Genomic DNA, 17,392 nt, shown 5'->3' on the forward strand with positions numbered 1-17,392 from the left:
TGGACGAACGCGATCGCGCCCGGCCGTCGTGGTCGACGGCCGGGCGCGATCGGGGGGAGGTCAGGCGCGGGGTCCGGCCCCGGCGTCCGCGCGCTCCGCCTCGGCCTGCTGCCCGATCGCCTGCTGGGCGCCCGGCGTGCCGGCCTCGGCGACGACGGCCTCGTCGGTCTGCTCCTGGTCGAGCAGCTGCTCGACGCCCGAGCGCTGACCGAGCGGGACCTCCTTGAGGAAGATCACCGCGAGCAGGGCGACCAGGCCCAGCGGCGCCGCGATGAGGAACAGGTCCGCGATGCCCTCGCCGTAGGACGACTCCACGATCGTCTTGATCGGCTCCGGCAGGGTGGACACGTCCGGCACGGCGCTCGCTCCGCCGCCCAGCGCGCTGACGTCCACGCCGATCGCGGTCAGGCCGTCCGTGATGAGCGTCGTGATCCGGCTGCCCAGCACGGCGCCGAGCGCCGAGACGCCGATCGCGCCGCCGAGGCTCCGGAAGAACGCGACGGTGGCGGTGCCCGAGCCCACCTCGGTGACGTCCAGGGTGTTCTGCACGGCCAGCACCAGGTTCTGCATGAGCATGCCCATGCCGGCGCCCATGACGAACATGTACAGCCCGACCAGCACGAAGCTGGTGTCGTACCGGATGGTGCCCATGAGCGCGAGGCCCGCGGTCAGCGTGATCGCGCCGGCGATCATGAAGCCCTTGTAGCGGCCGTACCGGGTGATGAGCCGCCCGCTGATGGTCGACGAGATGAACAGCCCGAGGATCATCGGGATGGTCAGCAGGCCGGACTGCGTCGGCGTCTTGCCCCGGGCCACCTGCATGTACTGGCTGAGGAACACCGAGGTCCCGAACATCGCCACGCCCACCGCGACCGACGCGATCACGGACAGGACGAGCGTGCGGTTCCTGAACAGGTGCATCGGGATGATCGGGTCGGCGACCTTGGTCTCGACCACGCAGGCGATCGCCAGGACCACGAGCGAGCCGACGACCATGACGCCGGTCTGCCAGGACAGCCAGTCGTACTTGTCGCCGGCGAACGTCACCCACAGGAGCAGCGTCGCGATGCCGACGGAGATCAGGGCGGCGCCCCAGTAGTCGATCTTCACGACCTTGCGGGGCAGGCGCGGCAGGTGCAGCGTCCGCTGGAGCACGATGATCGCGGCGACGGCGAACGGCAGGCCGACGAAGAAGTTCCAGTGCCAGGTCAGGCTGTCGGTGATGACGCCGCCGAGCAGCGGGCCGCCGACCATGCCGATGCCCATGATGCCGCCCATGAGGCCCATGTACCGGCCGCGCTCGCGCGGGCTGAGGATGTCGGCCAGCAGCACGGTCGCCAGCGCCGTGAGGCCTCCGGCGCCGATGCCCTGGATCGCGCGCATGCCGATGAGGAACTCGACGTTCTCCGAGAAGCCGGCCGCCGCGGAGGACAGCACGGAGATGATCAGCGCGAGCTGGATGAGGAGCTTGCGGTTGAACAGGTCCGCGAGCTTGCCCCAGATCGGGGTGGTGATCGTGGTCGTCAGCAGCGTGGCGGTGACCACCCAGGTGTAGGACGACTGCGAGCCGTTCAGGTCGCTGACGATCTTCGGCAGGCTGCTCGAGACGACGCTCGTGGCCAGGACGGACACGAACATGCCGAGCAGGATGCCGGAGAGCGACTCCATCACCTGGCGGTGGGTCATGGCCGGCGCGGGCGCGGTGCCGCTCCCGGCCGGGGTCGGGCGCTCGGCCCGGGTGGTGCTGGTCATGTGTCTTCGCTTTCGCCAGTGGTGCGGTGCCCGGCGCCGTCGGCGGACTTCGTGGGTGTGGTGCTGCGCGCCCTCGCGGGGACGCGGGTCGGTGCCGGCGCGGGGTCCGGCGGCTCGGTCAGACGGCCGTGGCGGCGAGGCCCGCCGCGGGGGCGGGCTCGTCGGGTGCGGGGACCGGGTGGGCGGTGGCGCGGAGCGCGGCGACGGTGTCCGCGACGCGCTCGATCTGCGCGGCGGCGGACATGAGGTCCTCGACGCTCCAGCCGCTGAACACCGCCGCGGCCCGGTCGTCGAGCGCCTGCTTGGTCCCGGCGGTGAAGGTGCGGCCGAGCTCGGTGAGCCGGACCGTGCGGACGCGGCGGTCCGTGCCCGGGGTGCCGGGCGTGCTGCGCTCGGCGTACCCGGCGTCGACGAGCGCGCTCGTCTGGCGGCTGGCCACCGACATGTCGACGTGCAGGTGCTGCGCGACGTCGCTGATCGCCATCTCGCCGCGCTTGTCGAGCACCCAGAGCAGGCTCAGGGCGGCGCGGGGGCAGTCGAGGTCGCGCGCCAGGTCGGTGGCGACCTCCCGCTGCACGCGCTGGAGACGCGCGATCGCGTCGATCAGCTCGCGGTGGGCGGGGGTACGGGGCACGGGTGGGACCTCCTTGGTTGCAGCAGGCAACCTATCACGACAGTTGCGTAGGGCAACTTGTTCCGGTCGAGATGTGTCCCGCCTCACGCCCGGCGGTGGCTAGCGGCCCGCGGCGTAGCCCTGCATGCCGCGCGGGTTGGCCGCCGCGTGCAGCAGGCCGTCCGGCCGGACGCCCGCGGCGCTGACCCGGCCGAGCGCCCACGGCCCGGCGTCGCGCACCGCGTGCCCCCGGCGCGCGAGGTCGGTCAGCACGGCCGCCCCGAGCCGGGACTCGGCCTCCACCCCGAGCCGCGTGCTGGTGCGCGGGTGGAACGAGGACGGCACGTGCGTGGAGTGCCAGCCGGGCGCGTCGATCGCGGCCTGCAGGTCGAGGCCCCACAGCAGGTGGTGCAGCAGGAACGGCAGCGTCCACTGGTCCTGCTGGTCGCCGCCGGGCGTGCCGAACGCGAACCCGCCGCCGCCGTCCCGCAGCACGAGGCCCGGGCTCAGCGTCGTGCGCGGCCGCCGCCCGGGCAGCAGCGACGAGGGCAGCCCCGGCTCGAGCCAGAACATCTGCGCGCGGGTCGGCAGCCCGAACCCGAGCCCGGGGACCACGGGGGAGGACTGCAGCCAGCCGCCGGACGGGGTGGCGGACACGAGGTTCCCCCAGCGGTCCACGACGTCGACGTGGCAGGTGTCGCCGCGGGTCTCCCCGGTCGGGCGCACGTGCGGGGCCTCCAGCGCCAGGGCATCCGGCCCCGACGGCCCGCGCGTCGGCTCGCCCGTCCCGCCCAGGCCCGCGCCGTCCGCCGCCGCGTCCTCGTACCGTCCCGGCCAGACGCCGCCGACCGGCTCGCCGAACGCCCGCGCGAGCCGCGGCGCCCGGCCGCCGGGCGCCCCGGGCCGCAGCCCGTCCGCGGCCTCGGGGCCGACCAGGCGCGCCCGCTCGGCGGCGTACTCCCGGGACAGCAGCGCGTCGAGCGGCACGTCCGCGTCGCCGTACCAGGCCTCCCGGTCGGCGAACGCGAGCTTGGCGACCTCGACGGCCGTGTGCACGAGGTCGGCGGACCCCGGGTCGGCGTCCGCGACGCCCAGCGCCTCGAGCACCCGGAGCTGCTGCAGCAGCACGGGGCCCTGCCCCCACGCGCCGGTCTTGTGCACCCGGACGCCGGCGAAGTCGACCGCGACGGTGGGCTCCTCGCCCGGGTGCCAGGCGGCGAGGTCGTCACCGGTGAGCAGCCCGGCGTGCGGCGTGCCCGAGGAGTCCAGGACCGGGGTCCGCACGAAGTCCGCCATCGCCTCGGCGACGAAGCCCTCGTAGAACGCCCGCCGTGCCGCCTCGATCTGCGTGAGCCGGTCCGGTCCGGCGGCCTCGGCCTCCGCGAGCACCCGCGCGTAGGTCGCCGCGAGGTCGGGGTTCGTGAACCGGGCGCCCGGCTCCGGGACGCCGCCGCCCGGCAGGTAGACCGCGGCGGAGGTCGGCCAGTGCTCGGCGAACAGCCGCTCCACCGTGCGGATCGTGCGGACCGCGGCGGGGACCAGCGGGTAGCCGTCCCGTGCGTAGCCGATCGCGGGGGACAGCACGTCGGCGAGCGGCAGGGTGCCGTACCGGGCGAGCAGGTCCAGCCACGCGCCGAACGCCCCGGGCACCACGGCGGCGAGGTGGCCGGTGCCGGGGACGACGTCGAGCCCGAGGTCCGTGTACGCCTCGACGGTCGCGGCGGCGGGCGCGGTGCCCTGCCCGCAGACGACGAACGTGTGCCCGTCGGCCGCGCGGTGCCCCATGATCGGGGCGTCGCCGCCGGGGCCGTTCAGGTGCGGCTCGACCACCTGGAGCGTGAAGCCGGCCGCGGCCGCCGCGTCGAACGCGTTGCCCCCGGCCTCGAGCACCGCCATGCCGACCGCGCTCGCGAGCCAGTGGGTGGAGCCGACCATGCCGTGCGTGCCGACGAGCTCGGGGCGGGTGGTGAACACGGGCGACTCCTGGCGGGTGGCGGGTGGCGGGGGGCGGGTGGCGGGGGCCGGGACGGCGGGGCGTCGTTCACGGTAGCGCCGCCGCCCGGCCGCGGCCTGCCTCCGCCGCCGCCCGCCCCGGCTCAGCGCGCGTACCGCCGCATCAGCCGCGCGCCGGCACGCCCTCGCCCGCGCGCCGCGCCGCCTCCGCCACGCGGGCCGCCCGGGTGGCCGGGCGCTTCGCGTCCACCAGCCAGCGCAGCACCGCCTTCCGCCGGCCGGCGGGGAACGCCTCCCAGTGCGCGCGGGCGCCCGGGGTGGCGTCGAGCGCCGCGGCCAGGTCGGCGGGCACGACCAGCGCCTCGACCTCGTCGAGCACCGTCCACGAGCCGTCCGCCCGCGCGGCGGCGACCGCGGCGGCGCCGGGCGGCTGCATGAGGCCCGCGGCCTCCAGCCGGGCGACCCGCTCCTTGCTCAGCCGGGACCACACGCTGCCCGGCCGCCGCCGGGTGAACCACTGCATCGTGGTCGCCTCGTCGGGCGCCCAGGCCTGGCCGTCGATCCAGCCGACGGCCAGCGCCTCGGCGACCATCTCCTCGTAGCCGAACGTCGGCCGCCCGGTCGCGGGCTTCCACCGGACCAGCCAGACGCCCTCCGACGTCGCGTGGTGCCCGGCGAGCCAGTCCCGCCACTCCGTCACCGTCTCGGCGTGGAACCGCGGGGCGTCCGCGAGCCGGCCGGTGGTCATCGGTGCCCGCGCCCTCAGTGCCCGCCGGCCGGCGCGGGCAGGTCGTCCATCGGGTCCGGGGTCTCGCCCTTGCCGACCCGCGAGTGCCGGTAGGAGTACACGGCGTAGATGATCAGGCCGAGGGCCAGCCAGGCGGCGAACCGCAGCCAGGTCAGCGTCGTGAGGTTGGACATCAGCCACAGGCAGGCCACGCCCGAGATGATCGGCAGCGCCGGCGACCACGGCACGCGGAACCCGCGCGTGAGGTCCGGGCGGGTGCGCCGCAGGATCGGGATGCCGAAGCTCACCAGCACGAACGCCGACAGCGTGCCGATGTTGATCATCTCCTCCAGCAGCTCGACCTGGGACAGGCCGGCGATGAGGGCGACCACGACACCCGTGCCGACCTGGAGCCGGACCGGGGTCTTGTACCGGGGCGAGGTGCGGGAGATGCCCCGGGGGAGCAGGCCGTCGCGGCTCATCGAGAACACGATCCGCGTCAGGCCGAGCAGCAGCACCATGATCACGGAGGTCAGGCCCACGAGGATGCCGATCGAGATGACCTTGCCCGCCCAGTCCGCGCCCACCAGCACGAACGCGGTGGTCAGCGACGGCGAGTCCGACGCCGCGAGGTCCGTGTACGACACCATGCCTGTGACCACGACGGTGACGAGGATGTACAGCACGGTCACGATGGCCAGGCCGCCGAGGATGCCGCGCGGCACCGCGCGCTGCGGGTTCTTCGTCTCCTCCGCGGTGGTCGCGACGACGTCGAAGCCGATGAACGCGAAGAACACCAGCGCCGCGCCGGACAGGATGCCGACCACGCCGTACGTCGTCGGCTCCAGGCCGGACAGGAACGCGAAGAGCGACTGGTGCAGGCCGGAGTCGGACTCCGCGGGCTGCGACGGCGGGATGAAGGGCGTGTAGTTGTCGGCCCGCACGTAGAAGAAGCCGACGACGATGACGAACAGCGTGATGCCGACCTTGATGATCGTGAACACGCTGTTCACGCGGGTGCTCAGCTTGGTCCCGACGGCGAGCAGCGTGGTGAACACGCCGACCACCAGCACCGGGCCCCACTCGAGGTCCACCGGCCCGAGGTGCAGCGTCGTCGGCAGGTCGACGCCGAACAGCCCGAAGGCGTCCGACAGGTACACGCCCCAGAACTTCGCGATCACCGCGGCGGCGAGCAGCATCTCGAGGATGAGGTCCCAGCCGATGATCCAGGCGACCAGCTCGCCGGCCGTCGCGTAGGAGAACGTGTACGCGGACCCCGCGACCGGCAGCGTCGAGGCGAACTCGGCGTAGCACATGATCGCGAGCGCGCAGACGATCGAGGCGATGAGGAACGAGACGATGACGCTCGGCCCCGCGTAGTTCGCGGCGGCGGTCGCGCCGACCGAGAAGATGCCCGCGCCGACGGCGACGGCGACCCCGAGGACGGCGAGGTCCCAGGCGGTCAGGTCGCGGCGCAGGGACCGTTCCGGATCGTCGACGCTGGCCAGGGACTCCTCGACGGACTTCCGGCGCAGGACGCTGCGGTTCGTGATGGACACCGGGGGGCTCCCTCGGTCGACGACGTTGTGCCGCGCGAGCATGGCGAAGGTCGTGCGAGGCCGCACGGCGAGGTCCGCGATGTGAGACCAGACAGGACGAACCGTCAGATTCCGCCCGGAAAGCCTAGCTGCCGCCACGCCTCGTAGACAGCGGTGGCGGCCGCGTTCGTGAGATTCAGCGACCGCCGGCCCGGCAGCATCGGGATGCGCAGCCGGTTCGTCACGCCGGGGTGCTCGAGCGCCTCCGGCGGCAGCCCGGTCGGTTCCGGGCCGAACAGCAGGGCGTCCCCGTCCCGGAACCGCACGTCGGTGAACCGGGTCGAGGTGTGCGTCGTGAAGGCGAACACGCGGCTCGTGGCCAGCGCCGCCATGGCCGCGTCCAGGTCCGGGTGCACCACCACGTGCGCGAGGTCGTGGTAGTCGAGGCCCGCGCGCTTGAGGCGCGGCTCGTCCATCACGAACCCGAGCGGCTCCACGAGGTGCAGCGTCGCCCCCGTCGCGGCGGCCAGGCGGATGGCGTTCCCGGTGTTGCCGGGGATGCGGGGCTCGAAGAACACGACGTGCAGCACCGGGCGATGATCTCACCGTCGGGGGACGTCGGTGGTGGGCGCTAGCGTGAGGGCGGACCTGCACCACCCCCGCGAGAGGACCCCGATGCCCACCATGCCTCCGTATCGCGCCGACGACGCCCGGTACGAGAACATGCCCTACCGCCGCACCGGACGCAGCGGGCTCGACCTGCCCGCGCTGTCCCTGGGCATGTGGCACAACTTCGGAGACGTGACCCCGCTGGAGACCCAGCGCGCCGTCCTGCGGCGGGCGTTCGACCTCGGGATCACCCATCTCGACCTCGCGAACAACTACGGCCCGCCGTACGGCTCCGCGGAGGCGAACTTCGGCCGGCACCTGGCCCAGGACCTGCGGCCGTACCGCGACGAGCTCGTCATCTCCTCCAAGGCGGGCTACGACATGTGGCCCGGGCCCTACGGCGACGGCGGCTCGCGGAAGTACCTGCTGGCGTCGCTGGACCAGACCCTCGCGCGCACCGGCCTGGACTACGTCGACATCTTCTACTCGCACCGGCCGGACCCGTCCGTGCCGCTGGCCGAGACGATGGGCGCGCTGCACACCGCGGTGACCAGCGGCAAGGCGCTGTACGCCGGCATCTCCAACTACTCGCCGTCCCGCACCCGCGAGGCCGCGCGGATCCTCGCCGACCTCGGCACCCCGCTGCTCATCCACCAGCCCTCCTACTCGATGTTCAACCGGCACGTCGAGCGAGTGGCCGAGGGGGAGTCCGAGTCGCTGCTCGACGCCGTCGGCGACCTCGGCGTCGGGATGATCGTGTTCTCCCCGCTGCAGCAGGGCCTGCTCACCGGCCGCTACCTGTCCGGCGAGGTGCCCGCGGACTCCCGGGCCGCCACCAGCCGGTTCCTGTCGGCGGACTCCATCTCGGAGACCTACCTCGCGCGGGCCCGGGCGCTCGACGAGATCGCCCGCGGCCGGGGCCAGTCGCTCGCCCAGCTCGCGCTGACCTGGGTGCTGCGCGACCCCCGCGTCACGTCCGCGCTGATCGGGGCGTCGTCCGTCGCGCAGCTCGAGGACAACGTGGCCGCGCTGACCGCCCCGCCGCTCACCGACGACGAGATCGCCGCGATCGAGCCGCACGCCGTCGACGGGACCGCCCGGCGGTGAGCGCCACCCGCGTCCCGGTCGTCCTGCTGCACGGGCTGACCGACTCCGCGGCCTGCTGGCCGAGCGTGCGGACCCGGTACGCCGACCGCACGGTGGTCGCGCTCGACGCCCGCGGCCACGGCGGCGTCCCGCTGCCCGACGAGCCGTTCACCATCGCGGCGCTCGCGGCCGACGCCGCCGCAGCGCTCCGGGAGCTCGCGCTGGGGCCCGCGCTGGTCGTCGGGCACTCGATGGGCGGGGTCACCGCCGAGGAGCTCGCGCTCACCGCGCCCGAGCTCGTCGCGGCGCTCGTCCTCGAGGACCCGGCGTGGCACGAGGACGGCCGGCTCGGCGCGGCGGCGGACGACGCCGGCGCGGTGGGCCTCGGCGGCGCGGAGGCGGCTGCGGCCCCGGCGGTGCCGCGCGACGACGAGCGCGGGCGGCCCACGTGGCTCGGCCCGGCCATCGCGTCGTTCGCCGGCCGGACCGTCGAGCAGATCGCCGCCCGTGGACGCCTCGACAACCCCGACTGGCCGGAGGACGAGATCCTCGGCTGGGCGCAGGCGAAGACCGGCGTCGACCCGCGGCTCGCGGAGGTCCCGCACGACTGGGTCGCCCGGGACTGGGTGGGCGCGCTGTCCGGCGTCCGGGTCCCCGTCACGCTGCTCACCGCGGAGCCCGGGCGTGCCGTCGTCACCCCCGGGCAGGCCGCGCGGGCCGCTTCGGTGCTCGGGCTCGCGCCGGACGGGCTGCTCACGCACGCGCCGGTCCCCGGGGTGGGGCACAACATCCGCCGCGAGGCCCCGGCGGCGTTCCTCGCCGCGCTCGACGCGGCGGTCGCCCGCGCGGACGCGGCGGCGTAACCGCCCGCAGCGCCCTGTCTCGGCGCGGGCGGTGGTGCGGCGCGGGCGGTGGTGCGGCGCCGGCGGCGGCGCGGAGGTCAGCCGAGGAGGGCCGCGACGACCAGGAGCGCCGGGATCGCCAGCACGGTCGTCACCAGCCCTGCGTCCCGGGCGAGCGCGGTGCCCTGCCGGTACTGGATCGCGTACACCAGCACGTTCTGCGCCGTCGGCAGCGCCGACACGACCGCCACCGCGAGCAGCGCCTCCCCCCGCAGCCCGAGCGCGGTGCCGAGCCCGATGGCCAGCGCCGGGTGCACGACCGCCCGCAGCACCGCGACGAGCGCGACGTCCCCGCGCGGCGCCTGCTCGGCGCTGACCCGCGGGGCGGCCAGGGACATCCCGAACGTCAGCAGCGCGAGCGGCGGCGCGGCGGCACCGAGCAGCGCGAACGGCTGGAGCACGACGTCGGGCAGCGTCCACGGCAGGGCCGCGAGCACCAGGCCGATGAGCGTGCCGACGATGACCGGGTTCCGCAGGGTGCGGCGCAGGACCGACCGCAGGGTGGCGAACCGGACGCGCGCGGTCGGGTCGGCGACCGAGCCGTCGCGGGTCCGGCGGTTCCGGGAGTCGAGCACCACCAGGGCGATCGGGACGAGCACGAGCTGCTGGTACAGGGTCGGCGGGACGACGGTGACGATGCTGCCGAGCAGGTAGGCGGTCAGCGGGATGCCGATGTTCCCGGCGTTCACCCACGACGACGCGAGCACCCCGACCACGAGGTCGCCGGTCGGCCGGTGCCGGACCAGCCCCAGGTACGCCGCCGCGAGCAGCGCGACGACGGTCGTGCTGAGGAACGTGACCAGCGCCGACCGGGACACCAGCAGCCCCAGGTCGGCGCGGCCGAGCGTGTCGATGAGCAGCGCGGGCGTGGCCACGGTGAACGCGGTCGCGGCGAGCACCCGCTGGGCGCCCTCCCCGAGCGCGCGGGTGCGGCCGACGAACCAGCCGACCACGACCACGACCACGATCGTGCCGAGCGCGGAGAGGACGGCGAGCATCAGGCGGTCGGACCGCCGTGCGCCCCCTGCTCGTCGCCTGCGTCCGCGCCGTCCGCCCCGTCCGCGAACAGCCCGACGGCCGCCGCGTCCCGCTCCGCCTCGGCGGCGGTCGGCGCGGGCCTGCCCTCGAGGGTCGCGATGACCCCGGGCCCGTACCGGTCGAGCTTCGCCGCGCCGACGCCCGAGATCCCGGACAGCGCGTCGAGGTCGGCGGGCCGGGCCGTGGCGATGTCCCGGAGCGTCGCGTCGTGGAACACCACGTACGCGGGGACCCCCTGCTCCTTGGCCGTGGCCGCACGCCAGGCCCGCAGACGCTCGAACAGCGCGGCGGCGTCGTCGCCCAGCTCGGCGGCTGGGGCCGCGGCGGCCGCCGCACCCCGGCGCCCGGCGGCCCCGCGCGCGGCCCGCCCGGGCGGCCGGGCGTCGTGCCGCAGCGGCACCGGCCGGTCCCCGCGCAGCACCTCGGCGCTCGCCTCGGTCAGCCGCAGGGTCCCGTAGCCGTCGGCGTCGACACCCAGCAGGCCCTGCGCGAGCAGCTGCCGCACCACCCCGCGCCACTGGGCGTCGCCGAGGTCCGACCCCACGCCGAACGTGGACAGCCCGGCGTGCCCGAGCTGGTCGATCCGGGCGGTGCGCTTGCCGAGCAGGATGTCGACGAGGTGGCCGGCGCCGTAGTGCTGGTTCCGCTCGCGCTCCAGGCGGACGACGGTCGACAGCAGCTTCTGCGCCGCGACGGTGCCGTCCCAGGTCTGCGGCGGTGCGAGGCAGGTGTCGCAGTTGCCGCACGGCTCGGCGTCCTGGTCGAAGTAGGCCAGCAGCTGGACCCGGCGGCAGGTCACGGTCTCGCAGAGGGCGAGCATCGCATCGAGGTGCGCCGACAGCCGCCGGCGGTGCGCGGCGTCGCCCTCGGAGGTGTCGATCATCTTGCGCTGCTGCACGACGTCCTGCAGGCCGTACGCCAGCCACGCGGTCGAGGGCCGGCCGTCGCGCCCGGCGCGCCCGGTCTCCTGGTAGTAGCCCTCGACGGACTTCGGCAGGTCGAGGTGCGCGACGAACCGCACGTCGGGCTTGTCGATGCCCATGCCGAACGCGATCGTCGCGACCATGACGAGCCCGTCCTCGCGCAGGAACCGGGCCTGGTTCCGTGCGCGGACCTGCCGGTCGAGCCCCGCGTGGTAGGGCAGCGCGGGGATGCCCTGGTCGCTGAGGAACTCGGCGGTCTGCTCGACGGATGCGCGCGACAGGCAGTAGACGATGCCCGAGTCGCCGGCGTGCTCGGTCCGCAGCAGGTCGAGCAGCTGGGTGCGCGGGCTGGCCTTCGGCACGATCCGGTACTGGATGTTCGGCCGGTCGAACGAGGCGACGAACTGCCGGGCCGCGGTGAGGTCGAGGCGCTCGGCGATCTCCGCGCGGGTCGCGGCGGTGGCGGTCGCGGTCAGGGCGATCCGCGGCACGTCCGGCCACCGCTCGTGCAGCACCGACAGCCCGAGGTAGTCGGGCCGGAAGTCATGGCCCCACTGGGACACGCAGTGCGCCTCGTCGATCGCGAACAGGCTGATCGCGCAGCGGTCGAGCAGCGCGAGGGTCTCGGGCACCCGGAGCCGCTCGGGGGCGAGGTACAGCAGGTCCAGCTCGCCGTCCAGCAGGGCCCGCTCGACGGCCCGGCGCTGCCCGAGGTCCTGGGTCGAGTTGAGGAACCCGGCCCGGACGCCGAGCGCCGACAGCGCGTCGACCTGGTCCTGCATCAGCGCGATGAGGGGGGAGACCACCACGCCGGTGCCACCGCGGACCAGCGCGGGCACCTGGTAGCAGAGCGACTTGCCGCCGCCCGTCGGCATGAGGACGAGCGCGTCCCCGCCGGCGACGACGGTGTCGATGATCTCCGCCTGCTCGCCGCGGAACGCGTCGTAGCCCCACACCTCGCGCAGGACGTCGACCGGGGCGCGGCCGGTCGTGGTGTCGTGCGCGGGCCGGGGGACCGGGTGCGGCTCGCCCGGCACCCCGGGTGGCGGGGCGGCGGGCGCGGCGGCGCGGGCGGGCGCGGCGGCCCGGTGCCCGCGGTCCGGCTCGTACGGGGGCTCCTCGGCCGGGTCGTACGGCGGCTCGTCGGGCAGCGGCCACTCGTCGTCCCATGCCTGCGTCACGCCGTCCACCCTAGCCGCGGGGTCCGACGTCACCGCCGTCGTCCACAGGCCCGGTCCGACCCGCGGGCACCGAGGTCGCGGGAGGTGGTCGCGCGGGCCGCGCCCCGCTCCCCGGAACGTCCCGGGCGTCCCGCGTGGCGCCCCGCGTGGCGCCACGGTGTGACGCGATCCGGGGTTGGCCCGCCAGCGGACCGGGCCTATCCTCGGGGCGGGCCGTCCGGCCCGGGACGGCACGAGGGCGAGGAGGTGGACGCGATGGACGACACCGCCAGTAGTCGGCATCCGTCGACGCCCGTCGTGCTGCACGCGCCGGCCTGAGCCGCCCTCACCGCAGGGCCCGGGTCCGCGCGAGCCGGACGTCGAGGCGTCGACGGAGCACCGGCGCCGCGCACCCCGCGGCGCTCCGGCGCCGCCGCCGTGCGGCGCACCCACCGTCACCGGCCCCGTGCCGTGACGACCCGATCCCCGTCGACCGGTCCGGCCCGTGCCGTGCCGCCGCCGGCGCGCCTCCCGTGCCCCGCACGTCTCGCGCCGACGACGGTGCCGCGCCCCGCCGCCCGCCGCGTCGTCCGGGCCCGCACGCCACCGCCCACCGCCCCGCGCCCCGCCGCGCGCCGCGTCCGGCGGTGCCGTGCCCGGAGTGCCCGGGACCGGGTCGTCGCGCCCGTGGCCCCGCCACGTCAGGAGTGCGTCATGACCCGCCACACCACCACCGTCCTGCCCCCGCGCCGCGCCGGCGACGGGCTCCCCGCCCACCTCGACCTGCACGACGTCGTCGCCGTCGGCACCCGCGCCGCCGTCGCGGCGTGGCTGCAGCACACCCCGGACGCCCGGACCCGGGCGGACGAGCTCGCCGAGCTCTCCGACCGGCAGGTCCGGTCGCTCGTCGGCCTGCTCGACCCGGCCACGGCCGCGGACCTGCTCGGGTCGCTCGACCCGCACGCCGCCGCGGAGGTCGTGCAGGTCGTCGAGCCGGCCGTCGCCGCCGGGCTGGTCGACAGCCTCGACGCGGACGAGGCCGCCGAGCTGCTGCGCAGCCTCCCGGACGCCGACCGGGCCGCGGTCCTCGCCGCCATGCGGGTCACGCGGTCGGCCGTCGTCCGCGGGCTGCTCGCCTGGCCGGAGGACTCCGCCGCCGCGCGCATGAACCCGGACGTCGTGTCCGTGCGCCCGGGGATGTCCGTGCGCGAGGCCGTCGCCGCGGTGCGCGAGCAGACCGAGTCCGCCGCGGAGAGCGGCGAGGTCTACGTCACGACCACGCCCACCGACGACGCCGGCCCGGTGCTGCTCGGCGTGGTGTCGTTCCGCGACCTGGTGCTGGCCGGGTCCGACCGGCAGGTCGCGAGCCTGATGCGGGAGGACGTCGTCACCGTCGAGCCCACCGCGGACCAGGAGGCCGCGGCGCGGCTGCTGCACCGGCACCGGCTGACCGCCCTGCCCGTGGTCGCCGACGGCCAGCTGCTCGGGGTGCTGACCCCGGACGACGTCGCGGACATCGTCGAGGAGGAGGCCACCGAGGACGCGGTGCGCCAGGGCGGTGCGCAGCCGCTGGACGTGCCGTACCTGCGGGCGTCGCCGTGGCTGCTGTGGCGGAAGCGGATCGTCTGGATGCTCGTCCTGTTCATCGCGGAGATGTACACGGGCACGGTGCTGCGCGCGTTCGAGGAGGAGCTCGACACCGTCATCGCGCTGGCGTTCTTCGTCCCGCTCCTCATCGGCACGGGGGGCAACGCCGGCACGCAGATCACGACGACCCTGATCCGGGCGATGGCCGTCGGGCAGGTGCGGCTCCGCGACGTCGGGAAGGTGCTGCGCAAGGAGCTCACCACCGGCGCGCTGATCGCGGTCACGATCGCGACCGTCGGCTGGCTGCGTGCGTGGACCCTCGGCGTCGGGCCGGAGGTCGCGCTGACCGTCGCCGTCGCCGCGGCGGCGATCGTCCTCTGGTCGTCGCTCGTCGCCTCGGTGCTGCCCCTGGTGCTCCGCCGGATCGGGATCGACCCCGCCGTCGTCTCCGGCCCGATGATCACGACGCTGGTCGACGGCACCGGCCTGATCATCTACTTCGAGGTCGCCAGGCTCCTGATCTCCTCGCTCGGGGCCTGACCGGGTCCTGACCGGGGCCCGACCGGAGCCGTCCCGCGCGGGCCGTAGGGTGGGCCCGTGCGGGACGAGACCGGCCGGGCGGCCGACGCGTCGGCCGGGGCGGCGTCCCCGGTCGAGAGCGTCGACCGCGCCCTGCGCACCCTCGACGCGGTGGCCGCCGCGGGCCCGGGCGGGGCGTCGCTCGCCGACCTGTCCGCCGCGCTGGGCGTGCACAAGACGACCGTGCACCGCTCGCTCGCGGCCCTCCGGCACCGGGACTACGTGGCCCAGGACCCGGACTCCGGCCGGTACGCGCTGGGCCCGGCGGCCGTGCTGCTCGCGGACCGCTACTTCGCCGAGGACGACCTGCCCGCCCGGCTGCACGGGGCGCTGGTCGCGCTGTGCGCCGCGGCGGACGAGCTCGTGCACCTCGGCGTCCTCAGCGGCGTGCAGGTCGTCTACCTCGACAAGGTCGAGCCGGAGCGCGCCGTCCGGGTGTGGTCCGCGATCGGCCGCCGGAACTGGGCGGTCACCACGGCGCTCGGCCGGGCGATGCTCGCGTTCCGCGACACCCCGCGCCCCACCCTCGACGGCTACGTCCGCGCGGTCGAGCCGGCGGGCCGCGTCGACGCCGACCACGTCGCCGACGAGCTCGCCCGGGCACGGGAGCGCGGGTACGCCGTCGAGCTGCAGGAGAACGAGCCGGGCATCGCGTGCCTCGCCGTTCCGCTGCTGCGCGGCACCCGGCCCGCGGCGGCCCTGAGCATCACCGCGCCCGCGGACCGCATGACGCCCAGGCGCATGTCCGAGCTGCACGACCGCATCCGCGCGGTCGTCCCCCCGCTCCTCCCGGCCGGCCTGGCGCTCCCCGCCCCGCGCTGACCCCACGGGCGCGCCCCGCCCGCAGGCCCCGCCCCGCCCCCGCCCCGCGCTGACCCCGCGGACACGCCCCGCCCCGCAGGCCCCGCCCCGCCCCCGCCCTCCGGATCCCCGCCGAGGGTGCAGCAGATGCTGCCCCCGGCCCCCCGAAGCCAGCACCTGCTGCGACCTCGCCGCCCCGGCGCGCGCAGGAGGGCGTTGCTCCCGCGCGCCCGCTGTGGCACCCTCAGTTGCGGACAGCGCGACGAGCGTTGCGCACAGTGGAACGAAGGAGTTCGCATGGACGACGTCCTCATCCGCCTCGCCGCGCACCGCCTGGTGCCCGTGGTGGTGCTCGACGAGGCCCGCGACGCCGGCCCGCTCGCCGACGCGCTGGTGGGTGGCGGCCTGCCGGTCGCCGAGGTCACCTTCCGCACCGCCGCCGCGGCCGACGCGATCCGCGCGATGGCCGACCGCGGCGACGTGCTGGTCGGCGCCGGCACCGTCGTGACGACCGACCAGGTCGAGCAGGCCGTCAAGGCCGGCGCGAGCTACCTGGTCTCCCCGGGGACGTCCCGCGCGGTGGTCGAGCGGGCGCAGGAGCTCGGCGTCCCCGTGCTGCCGGGCGCCGTCACGGCCACCGAGGTGCAGGCCGCGCTCGAGCTCGGGCTCGACACGGTGAAGTTCTTCCCGGCCGGGACCTCGGGCGGCAGCAAGGCGATCTCCGCGCTCGCCGCGCCGTTCGGCGGCGCCCGGTTCGTCCCGACCGGCGGCGTCGGCCCGGCGAACCTCGACGAGTACCTGGCCCTGCCGTGCGTCGCCGCCGTCGGCGGGTCGTGGATGGTGCCCCGCGACCGCGTGCGCGCCGGCGACCTCGAGGGCGTGCGCGCCCTGGTCGCCGACGCCGTCGCCCTCGCCGCCCGCCTGCGCCCCTGACGACCGCCCCGACCGGAGGACCCGACATGCCCCTGCAGATCCGCCCCGCCGCCGATGTCCGCTACGACGCCGTCTCGCTCGGCGAGGTGATGCTGCGGCTCGACCCGGGGGAGGGCCGCATCCGCACCGCCCGCCAGTTCCGCGCCTGGGAGGGCGGCGGCGAGTACAACGTCACCCGCGGCCTGCGCCGGGCGTTCGGCCTGCGCGGCGCCGTCGTGACCGCGCTGGCGGACAACGAGATCGGCCGCCTGGTCGAGGACTTCATCCTGCAGGGCGGCGTGGACACCTCGTTCATCCGGTGGGTGCCGTACGACGGCATCGGGCGCGGCGTCCGGAACGGCCTGAACTTCACCGAGCGGGGCTTCGGCGTCCGCGGCGCGGTGGGCGTCAGCGACCGCGGGAACACCGCGGCGAGCCAGCTCGCCCCCGCCGACGTCGACTGGGACCACCTGTTCGGCGAGCTCGGCGTGCGGTGGCTGCACACCGGCGGCATCTACGCGGCGCTGTCCGAGACCGCGGCCGAGACGGTGATCGCCGCGGTGACCGCTGCGAAGCGGCACGGCACGGTGGTGTCCTACGACCTGAACTACCGGCCGAGCCTGTGGAAGGCGGTCGGCGGCCAGGCCCGCGCGCAGGAGGTGAACCGGGAGATCGCCCGGCACATCGACGTGATGATCGGCAACGAGGAGGACTTCACGGCCGCGCTCGGCTTCGAGGTCGAGGGTGTCGACGAGAACATCTCCGCGATCGAGGTGGACTCGTTCGCGGCGATGATCGACAAGGTCGCCGCCGAGTTCGGCAACTTCGAGGTCATCGCGACGACCCTCCGGACCGTCCGGAGCGCCACGGTCAACGACTGGGGCGCCATCGCGTGGTCGCGCGAGTCCGGCCTGGTGCAGGCCACGCACCGCCCGGGCCTGGAGATCCTCGACCGGGTGGGCGGCGGCGACTCGTTCGCGTCCGGCCTGATCTACGGCCTGCTCGACGGGCAGCCGCTGGCCACGGCCGTCGAGTACGGCGCGGCGCACGGCGCCCTGGCGATGACCACCCCCGGCGACACGACCATGGCGTCGAAGGCCGAGGTGCTCAAGCTGGCGGGCGGCGGCGGCGCGCGCGTCGACCGCTGAGGGGGACGCGCGGACCGGCCCCGCCCTCCGCTCGCGCGGGGGACGGGGCCGGTCTCGTGGGACG

At 75.7% G+C, this 17,392-nt stretch carries 14 protein-coding genes; 6 read left to right on the plus strand and 8 right to left on the minus strand.

Annotated elements, in window-relative coordinates; genetic code table 11:
• Positions 1 to 60 precede the first annotated feature (60 nt).
• The 6 genes from HNR08_RS11780 to HNR08_RS11805 all read right to left on the minus strand — a co-directional run bounded on the left by HNR08_RS11780 (position 61) and on the right by HNR08_RS11805 (position 7,173).
• Positions 61 to 1,752: an MFS transporter gene (locus tag HNR08_RS11780; RefSeq protein WP_146834632.1), complete on the minus strand. Its 1,692-nt coding sequence runs from the start codon at positions 1,750 to 1,752 to the stop codon at positions 61 to 63.
• 118 nt (positions 1,753 to 1,870) lie between these two features.
• Positions 1,871 to 2,386 carry a MarR family winged helix-turn-helix transcriptional regulator gene (locus tag HNR08_RS11785; protein ID WP_183835017.1) on the minus strand — a complete coding sequence of 172 codons (516 nt, stop codon included), beginning with the start codon at positions 2,384 to 2,386 and terminating at the stop codon, positions 1,871 to 1,873.
• Between the two features lie 99 nt (positions 2,387 to 2,485).
• Positions 2,486 to 4,300 (minus strand): gamma-glutamyltransferase family protein, encoded by a 1,815-nt coding sequence (locus HNR08_RS11790; protein ID WP_221286864.1) that lies wholly within the window; start codon positions 4,298 to 4,300, stop codon positions 2,486 to 2,488.
• Between the two features lie 181 nt (positions 4,301 to 4,481).
• Positions 4,482 to 5,066, minus strand: coding sequence for a YdeI/OmpD-associated family protein (locus HNR08_RS11795; protein WP_146840694.1), 585 nt, complete (start codon positions 5,064 to 5,066; stop codon positions 4,482 to 4,484).
• Between the two features lie 14 nt (positions 5,067 to 5,080).
• Positions 5,081 to 6,604 (minus strand): APC family permease, encoded by a 1,524-nt coding sequence (locus tag HNR08_RS11800; protein WP_246803209.1) that lies wholly within the window; start codon positions 6,602 to 6,604, stop codon positions 5,081 to 5,083.
• Between the two features lie 104 nt (positions 6,605 to 6,708).
• Entirely contained in the window at positions 6,709 to 7,173 is a 465-nt protein-coding gene (locus tag HNR08_RS11805; protein ID WP_146840693.1) for a tRNA (cytidine(34)-2'-O)-methyltransferase, read from the minus strand.
• An 85-nt stretch (positions 7,174 to 7,258) separates the two neighbouring features.
• Here HNR08_RS11805 and HNR08_RS11810 point away from each other — a divergent pair, with 85 nt between their 5' ends.
• Both HNR08_RS11810 and HNR08_RS11815 read left to right on the plus strand, forming a co-directional pair.
• Positions 7,259 to 8,299, plus strand: a complete 1,041-nt coding sequence (locus HNR08_RS11810; protein ID WP_146840692.1) for an aldo/keto reductase — start codon at positions 7,259 to 7,261, stop codon at positions 8,297 to 8,299.
• Positions 8,296 to 9,141, plus strand: a complete 846-nt coding sequence (locus tag HNR08_RS11815) for an alpha/beta fold hydrolase (protein WP_146840691.1) — start codon at positions 8,296 to 8,298, stop codon at positions 9,139 to 9,141. The genes HNR08_RS11810 and HNR08_RS11815 overlap by 4 nt, the downstream gene beginning before the upstream one ends.
• A gap of 77 nt (positions 9,142 to 9,218) precedes the next feature.
• On the opposite strand, the gene HNR08_RS11820 is transcribed toward HNR08_RS11815, so the two are convergent.
• A complete protein-coding gene (locus HNR08_RS11820) occupies positions 9,219 to 10,178 on the minus strand; it encodes an AEC family transporter (RefSeq protein ID WP_146840690.1) in 960 nt (319 codons plus the stop codon).
• Positions 10,178 to 12,322: a DNA helicase RecQ gene (gene recQ, locus HNR08_RS11825; RefSeq protein ID WP_371862414.1), complete on the minus strand. Its 2,145-nt coding sequence runs from the start codon at positions 12,320 to 12,322 to the stop codon at positions 10,178 to 10,180. Before recQ ends, HNR08_RS11820 begins: the two co-directional genes overlap by 1 nt.
• Before the next feature lie 693 nt (positions 12,323 to 13,015).
• On the opposite strand from recQ, the gene mgtE reads away from it, so the two are divergent.
• The 4 genes from mgtE to HNR08_RS11845 all read left to right on the plus strand — a co-directional run bounded on the left by mgtE (position 13,016) and on the right by HNR08_RS11845 (position 17,328).
• On the plus strand, positions 13,016 to 14,428 hold the full coding sequence (gene mgtE, locus HNR08_RS11830) for a magnesium transporter (RefSeq protein WP_146840689.1): 1,413 nt from the start codon (positions 13,016 to 13,018) through the stop codon (positions 14,426 to 14,428).
• Positions 14,429 to 14,485: 57 nt separating this feature from the next.
• The gene (locus HNR08_RS22735; RefSeq protein ID WP_146840688.1) at positions 14,486 to 15,289 is read left to right on the plus strand and encodes an IclR family transcriptional regulator; all 804 of its coding nucleotides are present in this window, start codon (positions 14,486 to 14,488) and stop codon (positions 15,287 to 15,289) included.
• Between the two features lie 276 nt (positions 15,290 to 15,565).
• Positions 15,566 to 16,201, plus strand: coding sequence for a bifunctional 4-hydroxy-2-oxoglutarate aldolase/2-dehydro-3-deoxy-phosphogluconate aldolase (gene eda, locus HNR08_RS11840; RefSeq protein ID WP_146837815.1), 636 nt, complete (start codon positions 15,566 to 15,568; stop codon positions 16,199 to 16,201).
• A 26-nt stretch (positions 16,202 to 16,227) separates the two neighbouring features.
• Positions 16,228 to 17,328: a sugar kinase gene (locus HNR08_RS11845; RefSeq protein WP_146837813.1), complete on the plus strand. Its 1,101-nt coding sequence runs from the start codon at positions 16,228 to 16,230 to the stop codon at positions 17,326 to 17,328.
• Positions 17,329 to 17,392: the final 64 nt, after the last annotated feature.

Source organism: Cellulomonas hominis (assembly GCF_014201095.1).
GTDB classification, from domain to species: domain Bacteria; phylum Actinomycetota; class Actinomycetes; order Actinomycetales; family Cellulomonadaceae; genus Cellulomonas; species Cellulomonas hominis.